Source organism: Streptomyces sp. NPDC047043, from assembly GCF_040644055.1.
Taxonomy (GTDB): Bacteria; Actinomycetota; Actinomycetes; order Streptomycetales; family Streptomycetaceae; genus Streptomyces.
The window spans coordinates 87,220-104,288 of sequence record NZ_JBEYVO010000043.1; the positions used below are offsets into that span (position 1 = coordinate 87,220).

16 protein-coding genes are annotated in these 17,069 nt (G+C 73.0%); 11 read left to right on the forward strand and 5 right to left on the reverse strand.

Features of this window, described 5'->3' with window-relative positions; all coding sequences use genetic code 11:
- Positions 1-20 precede the first annotated feature (20 nt).
- A complete protein-coding gene (locus tag ABZ880_RS46875; protein WP_361277155.1) occupies positions 21-539 on the reverse strand; it encodes a gluconokinase in 519 nt (172 codons plus the stop codon).
- 130 nt (positions 540-669) lie between these two features.
- Here ABZ880_RS46875 and ABZ880_RS46880 point away from each other — a divergent pair, with 130 nt between their 5' ends.
- A complete protein-coding gene (locus ABZ880_RS46880) occupies positions 670-1,371 on the forward strand; it encodes a FadR/GntR family transcriptional regulator (protein ID WP_361277156.1) in 702 nt (233 codons plus the stop codon).
- Positions 1,372-1,391: 20 nt separating this feature from the next.
- Here ABZ880_RS46880 and ABZ880_RS46885 read toward each other — a convergent pair whose 3' ends face one another.
- Positions 1,392-2,138, reverse strand: coding sequence for a hypothetical protein (locus ABZ880_RS46885; protein WP_361277157.1), 747 nt, complete (start codon positions 2,136-2,138; stop codon positions 1,392-1,394).
- A gap of 4 nt (positions 2,139-2,142) precedes the next feature.
- Positions 2,143-2,562, reverse strand: a complete 420-nt coding sequence (locus tag ABZ880_RS46890; RefSeq protein WP_361277158.1) for a LuxR C-terminal-related transcriptional regulator — start codon at positions 2,560-2,562, stop codon at positions 2,143-2,145.
- A 229-nt stretch (positions 2,563-2,791) separates the two neighbouring features.
- On the opposite strand from ABZ880_RS46890, the gene ABZ880_RS46895 reads away from it, so the two are divergent.
- The 6 genes from ABZ880_RS46895 (at position 2,792) to ABZ880_RS46920 (ending at position 10,847) form a co-directional block, all read left to right on the forward strand.
- Complete coding sequence (locus tag ABZ880_RS46895; protein ID WP_361277159.1) at positions 2,792-3,745, forward strand: hypothetical protein; 954 nt, start codon at positions 2,792-2,794, stop codon at positions 3,743-3,745.
- 21 nt (positions 3,746-3,766) lie between these two features.
- Complete coding sequence (locus ABZ880_RS46900; RefSeq protein ID WP_361277160.1) at positions 3,767-4,744, forward strand: hypothetical protein; 978 nt, start codon at positions 3,767-3,769, stop codon at positions 4,742-4,744.
- Positions 4,745-5,210: 466 nt separating this feature from the next.
- A complete protein-coding gene (locus ABZ880_RS46905; protein WP_361277161.1) occupies positions 5,211-6,464 on the forward strand; it encodes a hypothetical protein in 1,254 nt (417 codons plus the stop codon).
- Positions 6,461-6,934, forward strand: coding sequence for a hypothetical protein (locus ABZ880_RS46910; protein WP_361277162.1), 474 nt, complete (start codon positions 6,461-6,463; stop codon positions 6,932-6,934). Before ABZ880_RS46905 ends, ABZ880_RS46910 begins: the two co-directional genes overlap by 4 nt.
- Positions 6,935-6,956: 22 nt before the next feature.
- Positions 6,957-9,626 carry a carboxypeptidase-like regulatory domain-containing protein gene (locus ABZ880_RS46915; RefSeq protein ID WP_361277163.1) on the forward strand — a complete coding sequence of 890 codons (2,670 nt, stop codon included), beginning with the start codon at positions 6,957-6,959 and terminating at the stop codon, positions 9,624-9,626.
- 12 nt (positions 9,627-9,638) lie between these two features.
- Positions 9,639-10,847 (forward strand): hypothetical protein, encoded by a 1,209-nt coding sequence (locus ABZ880_RS46920; protein ID WP_361277164.1) that lies wholly within the window; start codon positions 9,639-9,641, stop codon positions 10,845-10,847.
- A gap of 171 nt (positions 10,848-11,018) precedes the next feature.
- On the opposite strand, the gene ABZ880_RS46925 is transcribed toward ABZ880_RS46920, so the two are convergent.
- A complete protein-coding gene (locus ABZ880_RS46925; protein WP_361277170.1) occupies positions 11,019-11,282 on the reverse strand; it encodes a hypothetical protein in 264 nt (87 codons plus the stop codon).
- Here ABZ880_RS46925 and ABZ880_RS46930 point away from each other — a divergent pair.
- The gene (locus ABZ880_RS46930) at positions 11,232-12,515 is read left to right on the forward strand and encodes a M20/M25/M40 family metallo-hydrolase (RefSeq protein WP_361277165.1); all 1,284 of its coding nucleotides are present in this window, start codon (positions 11,232-11,234) and stop codon (positions 12,513-12,515) included. The genes ABZ880_RS46925 and ABZ880_RS46930 overlap by 51 nt on opposite strands.
- Here the strand turns inward: ABZ880_RS46930 and ABZ880_RS46935 are convergent.
- A complete protein-coding gene (locus ABZ880_RS46935; RefSeq protein WP_361277166.1) occupies positions 12,512-12,937 on the reverse strand; it encodes a YchJ family metal-binding protein in 426 nt (141 codons plus the stop codon). The two genes, ABZ880_RS46930 and ABZ880_RS46935, sit on opposite strands and share 4 nt — an antisense overlap.
- Positions 12,938-13,308: 371 nt before the next feature.
- Between ABZ880_RS46935 and ABZ880_RS46940 the strand changes: the two genes are divergently transcribed.
- The 3 genes from ABZ880_RS46940 to ABZ880_RS46950 all read left to right on the forward strand — a co-directional run bounded on the left by ABZ880_RS46940 (position 13,309) and on the right by ABZ880_RS46950 (position 16,558).
- On the forward strand, positions 13,309-15,174 hold the full coding sequence (locus ABZ880_RS46940) for a phage tail sheath subtilisin-like domain-containing protein (RefSeq protein ID WP_361277167.1): 1,866 nt from the start codon (positions 13,309-13,311) through the stop codon (positions 15,172-15,174).
- 34 nt (positions 15,175-15,208) lie between these two features.
- On the forward strand, positions 15,209-15,733 hold the full coding sequence (locus ABZ880_RS46945; protein WP_004003113.1) for a phage tail protein: 525 nt from the start codon (positions 15,209-15,211) through the stop codon (positions 15,731-15,733).
- A gap of 96 nt (positions 15,734-15,829) precedes the next feature.
- A complete protein-coding gene (locus ABZ880_RS46950; RefSeq protein WP_361277168.1) occupies positions 15,830-16,558 on the forward strand; it encodes a hypothetical protein in 729 nt (242 codons plus the stop codon).
- The last annotated feature ends 511 nt before the right edge of the window (positions 16,559-17,069 follow it).

Below are 17,069 nucleotides of genomic sequence, written 5' to 3' on the forward strand. Positions count from 1 at the left end.
TACGGGGACAGGGGGAGGTGTTATCGGGTTGCGTGGGGGAGTGCGGCGAGCGCCTTCATGGCCCGTTCGGTGATCTCCTCGGGGCTGCCGGTGACGTCCACCGCGACTCCTGCCTCGTCCGGCTGCAGCGGCTGCAGCGTGGCGAACTGGGAGTCGAGCAGCGCCGTGGGCATGAAGTGGCCCTGCCGGTGCGACATCCGCTCCTCGATGAGGGCGCGGTCGCCCGTGAGGTGCACGAAGACGACACCGGGGGCGGCGGCCCGGAGCCGGTCGCGGTACGACCGCTTCAGCGCCGAGCTGCTGACCACCCCGCCGAGCCCGGCCCGCCCGTGCGCCCAGGCACCGATGGCGTCGAGCCACGGCCACCGGTCCTCGTCCTGGAGCGGGGTGCCGGCCGACATCTTGTCGATGTTGACCTGCGGGTGGAAGTCGTCGCCCTCGGCGTACGGAACGCCGAGCCGGGCCGCGAGCAGGGGACCGATGGTGGTCTTCCCGGTGCCCGCGACGCCCATGACCACGACGACATGGGGGGTGGTCATTGCTGCCTCGCTGTCCTCGTCGACACGTGATGTCGACGCAACTGAAACCGATTAGGTACGACGAATTCAAGACCCTGTGATGAATAAGTCTGACTTTTTATGGGCATGACGTGCCCCGTACGCTGAGTGCATGAGCACACCGGGCCGGGGGCTGCACGGCCATGTACTGGACTCCCTCGGCCCCGCGATCACCGCGGGCGAGTACCCGCCGGGCAGCGTTCTGCGCACGGACGAGCTGGCTCAGCGTTTCGACGTGTCACGTTCGGTGATGCGGGAGGCGGTCCGTGTGCTCGAGTCCATGCACCTGGTCGAGTCGCGCCGCCGGGTGGGCGTGACCGTCCGCCCGAAGTCCGAGTGGAACGTCTACGACCCGCAGGTCATCCGCTGGCGTCTGGAGGGCGCCGACCGCCCCCGCCAGCTGCGCTCCCTCACCGTCCTGCGCTCGGCGGTCGAGCCGGTCGCGGCGGGCCTCGCCGCAAAGCACGCCACCCCCGAGCAGTGCGCCGAGCTCACCGAGTGCGCGCTCGGCATGGTCGCCAACTCGCGCGGCCACAGGCTGGAGGCGTACCTCGTCCACGACATGGCCTTCCATCGGGTGATCCTCGCCGCGTCGGGCAACGAGATGTTCGCCCGCCTCGGCGACGTCGTCGCCGAGGTCCTCGCCGGCCGCACTCACCACGAGGTCATGTTCGAGGACCCCGACCCGGCGGCCGTGACGCTGCACGTCCAGGTCGCGGAGGCGGTGCGGGAGGGCGACGCGGCCCGCGCGGAGGAACTGACCCGGGAGATCACGGTGGGGGCGCTTCAGGAGCTGGACATCCTGGCGCCGTAAGGGCGGGAAGCTGTGGGCGGCTACCCGTCCGTGCCCTGCGCCGTCACGCTGAGGGGCAGCATGACGAAGTCGTCTACCGTGGCGTCGTCCGGCCAGGATCCGGCCGGCAGGTCGACGGGCCCGCCCTCGACGGTCAGCCTGGCGTGGGAGAGGAGCGCACCGCCCGGCCGGCCGCCGCCGCGCACGGGCTCGGCGGTGAAGTACTGCACGAGCAGCGCCCCGGTGACCCGGGTGCCGACCTGCTGGAGGAGCTTGCCGGGGAGCGTCCACTCGACTCCGTAGTACGGCGCCCCGTCCACGACCCGGTGGATCCTGCGCACGAACCAGGCGTCCCTGCCGACCTGCGGCGCGCTGCGCATCTTCAGGTGGGCGATGGCGGCCGAGGCCGCGCTGAGTCCGGGCAGCGGGGTCACGTTGGCCGCTATCTCCCCGGCCGGCCCCACCGCCGGAGCGAGCGCGTTCAGATCCTCGGCCAGAGCGGTGCGCCATTCCCGCTCCTCCTGCACCGGAGGCAGGTGGTACACCAGCGCCTGGACGTCCTTCACCCGCCAGCGGTCGACCGCGGGGAACAGCAGTCGGACCTCCGCCCTGTCCGGCGCGTCCCCCGTGTACCCGAGCGTCCAGACGTAGAGATACGCGGCGAACTCCTGCGAGGGGTCGGTGCGGAACAGACTGGCCAGCGGGACGGAGACGGGATCGCTCTCACCGTAGATCTCGAGCCAGTTCGCACCGTCCGCCTGGGACCGGCGGTCCCATCGGGACACCATGGTGCTACCCCTCCGGCATCAGCTGAGGTTGCGTCAGTTCGACGGGATCAGGCCCCAGTTGCTGATCTCCCGACGTCAGCCGGCTCACCATCGCCGCCCGGGACGTCACGTCCAGCTTCACGAAGATGCGGCGCAGATGGGACGCCACCGTCCAGGTGCTGATCTCCAGCACCGAGGCGATCGTCTTGTTGGGGTGGCCGCAGGCGACCATGCGGGCGATCTCCAGCTCGCGCGGGCTCAGTAAAGAGACGGGGCCCGTCCGTTCGCCACGCAGGACCAGGCAGCGCACGCCGTCGATCTCCAGGTCCAGCAGGACATGCCCGTCGGCGGCGGCCAGCTTCCCGATCAACTCCACCGCCAGCGCCTCGACTTCCGCGCCGGTCTCCTCCCTGGCCAGTAGTCCGGTGCCTGCCCCGTCCTTCATCGCCAGCCCCCTTGCCTCAGCGGACCGGAACCTCACCCGGTTCCACGCCAGTCGGCATGCTGCGCACTTTAACAGCGGGTGCGACCGCGCTGTGCCCCATTTGCGTGTAGCACGTCCGAGGGACGCTCATCCGAACGCGACCGGTCCGATCGACCGCAGGACGTGTGACTGGTGCCCCAACTTCCGAGCGCACAGGGTGAGTTGTCCGACCGCGTGACGAGAGGCGGCGATGCAGATGCGCCAGGCCGAGCTGGAGTACGAGGACGAAGCCGCCCTGGAGAGCGAGTTCGAGGGCGCCGGTGAGGAGGAGGACGAGTACCTCTACGAGGAGGAGGGCGAGGGCGAGGAGTTCCTCGGCCGGATCGCCGGTGCCCTGGGCGGCCTCCTCGGCCAGGGCGAGGGCGAGTTCGAGGAGGAGTACGAGGGCGAGTGGGAGGGCGAGTACGAGGGCGAGTTCGAGGAAGAGGCCTTCTTCCGCCGGATCCGCTCCTTCGTCCGCCGCGCCGCCCCGATCCTGCGCCGCGTAGCCCGCGTCGCCGCCCCGATGGTGGGCACCGCGATCGGCGGGCCGCTCGGCGGTGCGCTCGGGAGGGCAGCCGCCGGGGCCCTGGGCGAGGGCGAGTTCGAGGAGGAGTACCTCTACGAGGAGGAGGGCGAGGACGAGTTCGAGGCGGAGGCCGAGGAGGAGACGGCCCGGCCGCTGACCCAGCAGGAGGCGATGGCCGAGATGATGGCCGCGGTCGCCGCACAGGCCCAGACCGAGGCCGAGGCCGAGGCGATGATCGGCGCCGCCACCGTGAGCGCGCTGTCCGCCCGGGACCGGGCCGTACTGCGCCGGCTGCTGCCCCATCTGGTCCGCGCCACCTGCGTGCTCACCCGGCTGCTGCGCCGACAGCGAGCCACCCGGCCCGCCGTGCGCGCCGTGCCGCTGATCGTCCGCCGTACCGCCCGTGTGCTCGGCGCCCGCGCCGCCGCCGGACGGCCCGCGGACCGCCGTACCGCCGCGCGTGTGATGGCGGGGCAGACCCGCCGGGTGCTCGGCAGCCCGCAGCAGACCACCCGCGCGCTGCAGCGCAACGTGCGTGCGGCCACCGCGGTCCGCGCCGCGTCGCCCGCCGCCCGCACCCGCCGCCCCTACGCGGGCGCACGGCCCCGCCGCCCCGGCTACGCGGCCCTGCGCTGAGGCAGAGGAAGGACTGCGGCCATGAGCACGATCACCAACGGTGCCGGTCCCAGGGCGTCCGGCGCGGCGCCGCTCCCCGAACTCGAGGGGGAGTGGGAGAGCCTGTACGAGGACGAGGGCGAGGAGTTCCTCTCCTCGCTCGCCGGACTGGCCGGCCGTGCGGCCCGCTCGGCGCTGGGTGCGCTGACCGGTGGCGACGCCGAGGAGGAGTATCTCTTCGAGGCGGAGGGCGAGTTCGAGGGCGAGTTTGAGGACGAGGCCCTGTACGAGGGCGAGTTCGAGGAGGAGTCCCTCTACGAGGACGAGTCGCTCCACGAGTTCGAGTACGAGGGCGAGGGGATGACCAACCCGCTGCGGCGGGTCTACCCGGACGCCCTGATGGAGCACCTGGGGCACGCCGCCGCCGAGGCCGAGTCCGAAGCGGAGGCCGAGGCGTTCATCGGCGCCCTCGCGCCCATCGCCGTGGGTCTGGTCCGCCGGGCCGCGCCCGCCGTCATCCGCAGCGCCCCGCAACTGGTCCGCGGCCTCGCGGGCGTGACCCGCACCCTGCGCCGCAACCCCGCGACCCGGCCCCTGGTCCGGGCGCTGCCCACCATCGCCGTACGCACCACGCGCAGCCTGGCCCGCCAGGTCGCGCAGGGCCGCCCGGTCACCGCGCGCTCGGCGATCCGGACCCTGGCCGGGCAGACGGCCGCCGTCCTGTCCGACCCGCGCCGCCGCCGCGCGGTGCTGCGCCGGGCCCGGGCCGTCGACCGCCGCTACCACCGGGCCGTACGGTCCGGTGCGCCCGGCGTGGCGCCGGTCTCGGCGGCGGCCGCCCGATCGGTGGCGGCGGGCCCGACGAGCGCCGTCGTGCGGGCGCGGCCGACGGCCGCCGCAGGCCCACGCCGTGGCTATGGCCCGCGCCGCCGCCCCACCGGCCTGCCGCCGATGTCCGTCGCGTGGGTGCCGGTGCCCGCCTACCGCCCGGTCCGCCCACGCGGGCCGTACGGCATCTGACCGGAGGCCGGCCATGACCGCGCCCACCCCCTCCGCCGACCAGCCCGGACCGGCGGGCCCCGGCACGGGGACGGCTCGCCCCCGGAAGCGGACGCGCACTGCCGCAGCCGCCGAGGCCAGGCCACCGAACCCCGGAGCCGGAACGCCCCGGGCCGCGATGTCGGATCTCGGTGCCGCGATGGGCGCCCCGGGGATGCGGACCGGTCGGGCTCCGGCCGACCGGGTCCGGATGGGAGCCGCCTCCGGGAGGCGGGTCCGTGCCGGTCAGGCGGGTGGCGCACGAACGTCGGCGCCCGGTACGGCGATTGAGACGGCCGGCAAGCGCGTCCGCCCCGGCCGGGCAGGGCCGGCGGAGATGTCCGAGCCCGGTGCCGGGACCCGCCGCTCCGGGAAGCCGGTCCGTACGCCGGATCCCGGTACCGCGGTTGTGCAGTCCGGTCGGGCTGCCCGTCGTGTGCCGGACGCCGTGGCCGTGCGGCAACCCTGGCTGCGTGCCCAGGGGTTGAACGTCACCCGGCATGCGGCCGCCCTGCGGCCCTTCCGGCCGGGCGAGTTCGGTGCCGGGGCCGCGGCGCCCACCGCCGGTCATCTCCAGGCCGTGAACGCCCTGTTGAGCCGGCTGCGCACCGAACTGCTGCGGCAGAGCGAGCAGGTGCGGGGGCTGGCCCGCAGCGCCGCGGCGCGGCCGGACACCCGGCGGCTGCAGAGCCTGCTCGCCGCGAAGGAGCGGGCGCACGACTGGGTCCGCGAGGTCGAGCGGATCTGGGACTTCTACTTCGAGCTCTTCGGGCAGCGGCAGTCCGTCTTCGCCGACGCCCTGCTCTCCTGCGACCGCATCGCTCTGTCCTGCTACCAGGCCGCATATCTCGGCGTGGGCGAGGCCAAGCCGCTGCCCGCCCCGCCCCCGTTCTCCTTCATGCGCACGGGCTTCTCTCCGGCGACCTTCCGCCGCGGCATCCCGCTGCGCCGCCTCGGCCGCCGCCTCAACCCGTTCCCGCTGGTCCAACTCCCCTACCACCGCCTGGTCAACCCCTGGACCCTGGGCGCCGTCCTGCACGAGGTCTCCCACAACCTCCAGAGCGACCTGGGACTCGACGCGGCGGTACCCCGCGCGATCGCACGCCGTCTTCTCGACGAGGGCTGCCCGCCGGCCGTGGTCCGCACCTGGGTGCGCTGGAACCGTGAGATCTACGCCGACCTGTGCGCCCTGCTGCTCGGCGGCCCCGCGGTGGTCGGCTCGCTGCTCGACGTGATCGGCCGCTCGCCGCGGACCGTGCTGACGTACAGCCCGCTCGGCCCGCACCCGACGCCCTGGTTCCGGGCCTGGATCTCGATCGAACTGCTGCGCCGCACGGGCTTTCCGGAGCAGGCCGACCGCTACGGCCGCCTGTGGGCGTCCATCTATCCGGACCCGCGGGCCGGGACCCTGCCCCGCGAGCTGGTCGCCACCTTCGAGGCCGCGCACCCGGCGGTCGTCGACGCGCTCTGCTTCCGTCCCTTCCCGCAGCTCGGCCGTCGCAGCCTCACCCAGGTGCTGCCCTTCGGCACCAAGGAGTACGCGATGCAGTTGGAGGCCGCCGAACGTCTCGCCGCCGGCACCGACCCCGGCATCATCCCGGCCCGCTTCCTGATCGGCGCCACCCGATCCGCTCTCGACCGCGGCCTCGCCCGCCCGGGCGTGATCACCCGCAACTTCTACACGGAACTGGCGAGGCGATGACGGTGACCGTCCAGTCCGCGCACGCAGCCCTCACGGCGGCCCTGCACCGCCTGCGCGACACCGCGCGCGAACTGGAACTGATCGCGGTGTCCGACCAACCCCGGTGCCAGGACGTGGTGTTGGTGGACGTCGTGGGGAACGCGGTGCTGGAGACCACGGGTGCGGTGGAACGCGCGGCCACCGCCCTGCACGGCGCCGACGCCTCGTCCGTCGCCCTGTGTCAGTCGTACGTCAACCTCCTGGGCCGCGTCCTGGTCGCACAGCTCGCGGCGCCCGAACGCCTCGCCGAACTGGGCGCGTTCGGCGGCGAACACGGCCGGGAGGCGGGCGCCTGGGCGGACGAGGTGGTCCGCTGCGTCCAGGCGTGCCAGCAGTCGCTCTGGAGCGACGTGCTTCCGGCGACACTCGCCTACTGGCAGGAGATCGCCGCGCAGACCAGCCCGTGCTCCACGTCCGGCACCGGCCGCTGACCTGGAGAGGAAGGAGAGCACGATGCCCAAGCTCACGATCCAGGTCTTCCTCGGTCCCAGCGCGGAGGAGGGCCTGGTGCCGGAAACGGACACCTGGCCGACGCCCGAGGGTGTCTTCCTCGAACTCCGCAAGAAGGGCGGGGCCAAGGACGCGGGCGACCGGCCGCCGATCGAGGCGGGTCCGTCGGACGAGTACGGGCTCGTCGCGTACGAGAAGCTGCCGGCCGGCACCTACACGGTCGCCGTCAAGCCGGGGACCGCTCCGCCCGCGTTCGCCGCACTGCGCGTCCTCGGCGACGGCGACCCCGCGGAACTGGTGGTGCCGCCCGGTACCGGCACGGAGGTGCAGGCCCTGCTGCTCCCCGACATCGGCGAACGGCTCGTCACGCTCAGGGCCCAGACGCGGGACGGACAACCGGTGCCGGGCGCGGCGGTCGACGTGCAGGGCACCTCGTACACCAGCAGGTCCGACGGGTACATCCATGTGGCCAGCAAGGAGGAGAGCATCGAGATCATGGCGCACCCGACCGAGGCGCACCAGCCGTTGGAGATCCTGAAGAAGGCCGAGGTGGGACACGGGGGGCCCGTGACGGTGGAGTACCGGGCCGTGCACGCCCGTCTCGTCATCAGGGCCGCGGTGAACGCCATGCCCGTGAGCGGAGTCGTCTTCGAACTGACCCGGGCCGACGGCCGGGAGGGCCTGCAGCCCGAGCGGCGGCGCACCGACGACACCGGCCTCTGCTTCTTCGACCAGGTCCAGGAGGGCATGGTCGGAATCGCCGTCGTCGACGTGTCCGGGGCGCGGTGCGGTGGCCGGCCGGTCACCGTCGATCCGAAGTACCGAAGGACCGCCCTGCGGGCCTCGCCCGGTTCCGCGGAGGACCTGTCGGAGCACTTCAGGTTCGCCCCGGCCCCGGACGGCGGGCCGCCGGGAGGCCTCCGTGGCCCGGAGAAACGCGCGGTCACGGGGCATGTGCGCGACCGGGCGGGCGATCCGGTCGAGGGCATGAACGTGGTGCTCTACAGCGCGGACGAGAAGGTCCGGGTCGGCAGCGCCAGGACGGACGGAAGCGGTGGCTACCGGATTTCCGTCCGTACGGCGGGCACCTACCGGGTCTGCGTCCTCGGTGAGGACGGGGAACCGGGGGAGTGGGCCACCGTCAAGGTGAGTTCCGAGCCCGTCGTCGACTTCACCGTCGTACGCCCGTCCGGGAGCGACTCCCACAAGAACCCGTCACCCATCAAGAGGGAACTCTCCGACCTGTCCGCCTTCCCGGTCCTGACGGAGGAGATCGGCGGTGGCGGACGTGCTCCGATCGCCGGCGGCGGGGACCGCTCGGCCGGCTACGGGCAGATCGTCGAGGGCGCCCTGCGGGACGTGCTCGGCTGGCGCCCCGGCTCCAACACCTCAGGTTTTCAGGCGGCGTTGAACGGCGCCTTCGAGCTGCGCGACGTACAGGGGCACACGGAGTTCACCTGGCATCCGCGCGGCTACGCCGTCCAGGCCGACCTGGGCGCGCTGACCGGAGCACAGGCGAGCATCTACAACCGGGCGAAGAACGCCCTGGAGCAGATCACTCCGCTGCTGGACGGGCTCACACCGCTGGACCCTGCCGCCGACCCGCAGGACACCGAGGCGATCCGCACCATCGTCCGGGCCGAACTCGGCGAGCTGGTCGACGAGTTGGCCGTCGAGGGCGGGCCGCGCATCCAGCGGGTGGACGAGCTGTTCACCCTGCTGATCGGGCCGGGCAGCGCCCTCAACCCGGACGCGATCGGCGGTCAACTGCTGCAGCTGCGCGACCGGTTCGGCCTGACCACCAGCCGGGTGGGCACCCTCGACGAGGAGCGGATCGTCACCAACTTCCGCATCGTCGTCGACCATGTCCTCGCCCTCAGGGCCGGCTGGGACGGCTACCGCAGGCTGTTCGACGACACCACGTCGGACACCTCGCTGGGCACCGTGCTCATCCGGCTCTCCCGCAGCCTGGACGTGGTGGCGCAGTCCGTCGAGGAGACGGTCTTCACCCTGGACTCGGTCTTCATCGACGCGGCACAGCGACAGACGATCAGGCTGGAGTTCCCGGCCAGGGGCACCGAGCCGAAACCGCCGTCGATCCTCCTGTCGGACCTGCTGGACTGGGTGAGCCGGGTCGCCACCGAAGAGGGGCCGAGGCTGATCCGGGACGCCGGCAAGGACGGGGTGATAGCCATCACCGGCGTCCTCACCCAGCTCGCCGACCTGGTGCACCGCACCCGGCAGCTCACCCGGCACGGCACCATGCCGGGCGGAGAGCGGCTGCCGGACGGCATGCGGACGCCGCGCGTGCGGCGCGCCCTGCAGGAGCTGGAGGAACAGCTCGACGACACGGTGTCGCTGGCCCGGGCGGTGCAGCGGACCGAGCCGCCGTTCATCATCTTCGTCAACGACGTGAGCGTCGGCGAATCCGGTGAGCTGGACGTCACCCTGGTCGGGCGCGGCTTCCTGCCGGGCGCCACGGCGGAACTCTCCGCGGTCGAGGACCCGGACCTGCCGGTCCTCCTCTCGCGCGACGCCGTGAACACCGGCCGGCCCGGCCGCGCGGTGGCGACCTTCGACCCGCTGCCCCCGGACGACGACCTGACCTGGGTGGTCACCCTCATCAACCCGGGCGGCATCCGCAGCAACACGGTCGAGGCCCTGACGACCTGACGGAGGAGACCCATGGCGAACGAACAGGACTACCAGGCCTTCCTCGACCGCATCGCGGCCCTCCGGGAGACCGTCACCGACCGGCTGTCCGCGCAGCTAGTCTCGGATCCGCAGCTGGCGGACGTGCTCACCAAGCAGATCGACGACCTGCTGCAGTCCGCGGTCAAGGCGGACCTGGAGCAGAAGCCGCCGCCGGACAAGGGCCTCGCCCAGCTGGTCGGCATCGGGGAGCAGGCCGCCGACGCGCTCGGCAAGACGCGGCTGCCGCAGGCCATCGAGCCGTACGACGAGACGGTGTCGTCCGAGCGGCTCGTGGCGATGGCCGACCTCTACTACATCTACCAGCACGAGATGATCGGCGTGTTCCGCGCCGTGCAGAAGCTCCAGGAGCTGTTCCGCGCGGGCGCCGTGTACCTGTCGAGCGGCGCGGGCGCGTATGCGCTCTACCAGTTCGACCGGCGTGAAGTGCTGCGCTACACCCGGCGGGACCGACTGGCCGCCTACCGGCGGGCGTTCGGGTACGGCCGGGCTCCGGTTCCGGCCGGCTCCCGCGCCAACAGCGACTTCCACGGACTGTTCGAGCACTTCGTCAACCAGGTCGCCCTGTTCCACCGCGACAAGCGGATCGCGGACGTGGTGCGCGAGCGGGCGTACGACCCGAGCTTCGGCAGCATCGCCGTCGTCCGCCGGGCCGGCCTGGATCTGCGCAACAACCTGAAGTTCACCTCGTACGGCCATGTCAACGTGCTCCGCGTCGAGGTCATGCAGCTCCTCGACGAGGCGTACCGGATCCTCGGCTCCGACGACATCAAGCGGCTGTACGGCGCCGACACCGCCTGGGACGTCGTCGAGATCGTGCTCGCCCAGTACTTCGGCGAGCGTCTGGTCACCTCGCCCCGGCAGCGCATGGCCATCGCGGGCCGTGAGGTAATGCGCTGGCTCGCCCAGCCGCACATCCTCCAGACCCAGCGGGCGAAGTTCGAGACGCTGCTGCTGGAGATCGCCGAGAGCTCGGAGGAGTGGCTCACCAGCGCCCAGTCGCTCGGCGTCGCGGTCCGCCAGGAGGACCGCCGCGGCATGCCGTGGGACCGCTCCGCCGCTCCCGTGGCCGGCGCCCAGCGCGTCACCCGCCCGCGCCCACCGGCACCTCCGGCGGTCCGCGGTCCGGGCGCGGGCACGAGGGGCCGGGTTCCCGCGCCGCTCAACGGGGCGCGGGTGTGATCCGAGGCCGTGCTGCCGGGACGGACCATGTGCGCCGGGCATACAGGGACACGGCTCGGCCCGCCGAGGTGGGCCGAGCCCCCGCCCGGGGCACGGAGTCCGACCGCACGGGCGTCTTCCGGCACACAGGGGTGAGCGCATCGACGTGGTCCGCCCGCGTGCCGTCCGCAGTCAGGAGGTGATCGCACGGCCCGCTCGAGGGGTGTCCCGTCCGTCGGGCGGGAGTATGCCGACGTCGGCTGCTCGGACCCGGCCGAGCTCCCGGGCCGCGAGCGCGTCGACCCGGCCCGCCCCGCGCCACCCTTCGGCCGGGACCGCACCGCCGCCGCCCTCCGTCTCGCCCGCGCCCGGCGCCCCCGCACGCTCGCCCTCCTCTGCGAGCTGTTGCGGTACCCCACCGTCAGCGCCGCGCCTGCCCACCGCGCCGACATGCACCGATGCGCCGCACTCCTCGCCCGGCACCTGCGGCGCATCGGGCTCGATTCGGTCGCCGTGCGCCCCGGCCGCGTCGCGCCCCTCGTGACCGGCGAATGGATGCGGCGACCGGGCGCCCCCGTGGTGCTCGTCTACGGCCATTATGACGTCCAGCCCGCCGGACCCCGCACCGCCTGGACCACCGAGCCGTTCCGTCCGGTGGTCCGCGACGGGTACGTGCACGCGCGCGGCGCCAGCGACGACAAGGGGCAGCTCGTCGCTCAACTCGCGGCGATCGAGGCCTGGTCGGCGAGCGGAGGGCCGCCCGTGAATGTGCGGGTCGTCCTCGACGGGGAGGAGGAGATCGGCAGTCCCACGCTCCGGCACGACCTGCGCCGCCGCCCGCGTCACCTCAGCGCGGACCTCGCCGTCGTCTCCGACACCCGGATGCGGGACCCGCACACCCCCGTCCTCGTCACCGGCCTGCGCGGCTCCCTCGCCGTACGTATCGAGGCGACCGGCCCCGCGACCGACCTGCACGCGGGCGCCTTCGGCGGCGCCGTGGCCGAACCAGCCCGCGCCCTGTGCGCCCTGGTGGCGAGCCTGCACCGGCCCGACGGCCGCATCGCGATCGACGGCTTCCACGACGGCGTACGGCCCCTGCGCCCCGCCGCCCGCGCCCGCCTCGCCCGCGACGGACCCACCGACCGGCAGCTCCTCGCCCCGGCCGGAGTCCCCTTCGGACACGGCGAACCCGGCCACTCCGCCTTCGAGCGCGCCACCGTCCGCCCGGCCCTCGTCGTCACGGCCCTCCGCGCGGCGGCCAGATCCGCGATCCCGCGCAGGGCCACCGCCGAGCTGAGCATCCGTCTGGTCCCCGGCCAGCGACCGGACAGCGTGGTCCGAGCGCTGCGCGGTCACCTGGCCGAGCACATCCCGTACCGCGTCCGCGGCCGGCTGACGGTCCTGGCCGCCTGCCCGCCGTACGCCCTGGACCTCGGCGGTCCGGAGGTCGCCGCCGCGTGCCGGGCCGCCGCCCCCGTCTTCGGCCGCGCACCGCTGCTGCTGCCCTCGGGCGGTTCGATCCCCTTCGTGAGCGACCTGGCCGCGACGACGGGCGTCCAGACCCTGCTCCTGGGCTTCGGCCTCCCCGACGACGGCATCCACGCCCCGAACGAGCGCTTCGCCCTCGCCCGCCTGCACCGCGGCACGGACACCTGCGTCCGGCTCCACGCGGAACTCGGCCGTCTCTAATCGGTGAGGAACTCCCCGTCCACGTACACCCATGCCCCGTCGACCCGCTCGAACCGGCTGCGCTCGTGCAGTGAACCGCCCTTGAAGGACGCCCGGAACGTCACCGTCCCGGTGGCGTGAAAGGCCGTGCCGTCGGCCGTGTCCAGGATCTCCAGGCCCGTCCAGCGCATCCCGGGGTCGAAGTCGACCTGTGCGGGACGGGTCCGCGGGTGCCAAGTCCGCAGCAGATACGCCTCGTTGCGCTTCACGAAAGCGCTGTAGCGCGAACGCATCAGTGTCTCGGCGGTCGGGGCCGTGGCCTCACCCCGGTGGAATCGGCCACAGCACCTTTCGTACGTCTCCGCAAGACCGCAAGGGCAGGAGGGCTTGTGAACTGGGGCGGAGCCGTGCTGCCGCCGGGATTGCGAGGTACGTCGGGACATGGGGTCCATTCTGCTGCACCATGCGCTGTGTGGAATCTGTGAACCAGCTGTTCCGACACGTGCGCATCGTGTGCGGGTCGTACTGGGCCTCCTTCATCGAACCTCCTTTCGGACTGGCGTAAACCTGCCTTGCTCCTGCAACGCCCAACTCCCCAAGGTGGGTTGAGCACTTGAGCATCAGGAGTCACAAGCGTGTGTGCTTGACCCGGGCGGCCGTCCGTCCGGGGCACTGACGGGGGAACTGATACGGGGTGCGCGGGCCGGCGCGAACAGGGCGTGTCGGCGGACTGCCGCGTGCCGTGAGCGAGACCTCTCCCTCTGCCGCCTCTTGGTGCCTGCCAACCGGTGCCTGAGTAGGGATAGGAGGGGGAATGCCGACGAATGCCGTGAGCGCCGCGAGGCCGACATATCCGGGCGTCTACGTCGAAGAGCTTCCCAGCAGCACCCGCACCATCTCCGCCGTGACGACCTCGGTGACCGCCTTCGTGGGGCACACTCGGCGCGGTCCGCTCAACGAGCCGGTGCGCGTCACCGGGTTCGCCGACTTCGAGCGGCGCTTCGGCGGTCTGAGCGCGCAGAGCCCGCTCGCCTACGCGGTCCACCAGTTCTTCGGCAACGGCGGCTCCGTCGCCGTGATCGTCCGGGTCGCCAAGGCGGGCAGCGGCAAGGCCGCCTGCGTCGTCCTGGAGTCCACCGAGGGCCACAGCTCCAGCCGGGTCCTCGAGGTCCACGCCAAGGAACCCGGCGTGTGGGGCAACGGTCTGCGCGTCGCCGTCGACTACGACACGCCCTGCCCCGACGAGACCTTCAACCTGCGGGTCTACGACGCCAAGGGCGACGCCCGCGAGAGCTTCACCGGCCTGTCCACCGACGCCGGCAGCGGCAACTACGCGCCGACCGTGATCAACGCGGGCTCGCGGCTGATCCGCGTCGAGGTCGTCGGCGAGGGCCGCCCCGACCCGTCCGGCACCGTCTCCAAGCCGTTCGGGCACGAACTGCCCGACCTCGCCGTCGACCTGACGGTGAAGATCGGCGACGTGGAGCGCGAGTTCAAGCTCTACGACCCCGACTGCGACGGCGAAGCCCCGTCCTCCGTGGCCGAGTTGGCGCTGCTGCTCGAGCGCAAGCTGCGGGCGCTGCCCGACGCGCCCGGCAAGCATGCCTTCGCCGGCGTCGAGGTCACCGTCTTCGGCCGCCGCATCCAGGTGGTCGCGGGCTCCACCGACCCCGAGGACGTCGTCCGCTTCCTCGGCGAGTGCGCCAACGACCTGGGCCTGGAGGCCTCGGTCAACCCGCCGGTGTTCCCGCTGGAGGGCGGCGAGGACGGCGCGGCGCCGGGTCCGCGCGACCTCATCGGCTCCGAGGCCGACAAGACCGGCATCCAGGCGCTGCGCGGGGTGGCCGACGTCAACCTGCTCTCGCTGCCGGAGCTCGCCTCGTACGAGAAGACCGAGGACGCGCTCACCGTCGTGTCGGCCGCCCAGCGGCTGTGCGAGGAGCGGCGGATCTTCCTGCTGGTCGACGCGCCCAGCACCTGGGTGAGCGTGGACTCCGCACGGGCCGGGCTGTCCGCCTTCGACCCCGTGCGCGGCAACCACGCCGGCCTGTACTTCCCGCACATCCAGCTCACCGACCCGCTCACCGGGCGGCTGCGCGCCTTCCCGCCGTCCGGCGCGGTCGCCGGCGTCATCGCGCGCACCGACTCCGAGCGCGGTGTCTGGAAGGCACCGGCCGGTACGGAGGCGCAGCTCGTCGGAGTGCACTCGCTCACCGTCGATCTGACGGACCGTGAGACGGGGCTGCTCAACCCGCTCGGCGTGAACTGCCTGCGCACCTTCCCGCTCACCGGCCCGCTGGTGTGGGGCGCGCGCACGCTGGAGGGTTCCGACGCCCTCGACAGCGCGTGGAAGTACGTGCCGGTGCGACGGCTCGCGCTGCATGTGGAGGAGAGCCTCCAACGCGGCCTGCAGTGGGTCGTGTTCGAGCCCAACGACGAGAGCCTGTGGCAGCAGATCCGGCTGTCCGCCTCCTCGTACCTGCACACGCTCTTCCGCCAGGGGGCCTTCAAGGGCAGCACCCCGCGCGAGGCGTACTTCGTCAAGTGCGACAGCGAGACCACGACCGACGAGGACGTCGAAAACGGCGTCGTCAACGTGCTCGTGGGCATCGCGCCGGTCCGTCCGGCCGAGTTCGTGGTCGTCAAGATCCAGCAGACGTCCGGGCAGTTCGCTCTCTAGCGGCCCGTCAATCTCGGAGAGCTGAAGGAAATCGATGGCTGAGTTCACGGTCAACGCCCATCGCTTCGACCCGTACAAGAACTTCAAGTTCCTGGTCCTGTGGGACGGACGTACGGTCGCCGGCATCAGCAAGATCAGTCCGCTGAAGCGGACCACGGAGGTCGTCAAGCACCGTCACGGCGGCGACCCCTCCTCCCCGCGCAAGTCGCCGGGCCGCTCCGAGTTCGAGGGCATCACCCTCGAGCGCGGGGTGACCCACGACCCCGAGTTCGACCGCTGGGCCAACAAGGTCTGGCAGGTCGGCGCGGGGCTCGGCTCGGAGGTGTCCCTCGCGGACTTCCGCAAGGACATCGTCATCCAGGTCCTCAACGAGGCCGGCCAGGTGGCTGTCTCGCACAAGCTCTACCGGACCTGGCCGAGCGAGTACCAGGTCCTCGGCGAGCTGGACGCCAACGCCAACGCGGTGGCCATCCAGTCGCTGAAGCTCGAGTGCGAGGGCTGGGAGCGGGACTACGAGGTGCCCGAGCCCGAGGAGCCGTCGTTCCTCAACCCGGCATGAACAGCTGGTAGTTGAGAGCCCCTGTCATATCCCCGGCCGGGCGCGCGATGCCTGGCCGGGGATATGACACGGGCTCCGAGGGAAACGGGGAGGGGCATGGCGATCACCGGGGCGGCCGAACTGCTGGCCGCCTGGGAGGCGGGGCTCGGCGAGCCGCCGGTCGGCCGGGCGCTGCTGCTGCACCGCACGGCGCGTCCGGAGGTCGACACCGGGAGGCTGCCGCAGCTTCCGGTGGGCGAGCGCGAGGCGGACCTGTTCGCGCTGCGCCGGGCGCTGTTCGGCGAGCGGATGCAGGTGCGGCTGGAGTGCGCCGCGTGCGGGGCGGACATGGAGTTCGACCTGGACGCCGGGGAGCTCGCGGGGTCGGTGGGCTCTTCGGGTGAGTCTGTCGTGCGGGTGCAACAGGACGGCTGGGACGTCGAGTTCAGGCTGCCCGGGGTCGCCGACCTGCAGACCGCGGCCCGTTCGGCGCACCCGCGTGCCGCGCTGCTCGCCCGGTGCCTGGTCTCGGCCGTGCACCACGGGACGGCCGTACCGGCGGGGGAGTTGCCCGCGCCGGTGCAGCGCCGGATCGCCGAAGCCGTCGAGGCCGCCGACCCGGGTGCCGACCTGGCGCTCAACGTCGCCTGCCCCGAGTGCGGCGAGGCCACCCGATCCGAACTCGACATCGCCTCCTACCTGTGGACCGAACTGGACGCCTGGGCACGGGACGTACTGCTCGACGTCCATCTGCTCGCCACCGCCTACGGCTGGACCGAGCCGGAGATCCTGGCGCTCAGCCCGACGCGGCGCCGCTACTACCTGGAGCTGTGTGCCGATGTCTGACACCCAGGGTGCGCCGGACGGCCCCGACTTCTTCGATCGGCTGCTGGCACGGCACGCCGCCCCGAGACCGGCCGCGGCGCGGGTACGGCCCCGGCTGCCCGGCCCGTTCGAGCGGGTCGAGGCGGTACGGGCCGCCGCACCGGCACCGGACGAGGACGCGCTGCTGTGGCCGGCCACCGCGCCGGCGGCCGTACCGCCGCCGGACGCACCGCGCCCGGCGGTCGCCGAGACCCGTACGCACACGGAACGGGAGCGCACCGTCGTACGCACGGAGCGGGGCCCGTTCGACCCGGCTCCACGTCCGGCCTCGCCGGTCCGCGCCGAGGCGCCGCTGCTGCGGCCCGTCACGCCCGTCGCCCCGGGGCCGCGGCCTCCGGTGGACGCCGGCCGGCGGATGGCGGGACGGGGGCGCGCGGAGCGGGACCCGTCACCGGCCGCGGGGGGGGGGGGGGGCGCCCCCCCCCCCCCCCCCCCCCCCCCCCCCCCCCCCCCCCCCCAAACACCCCCGCCA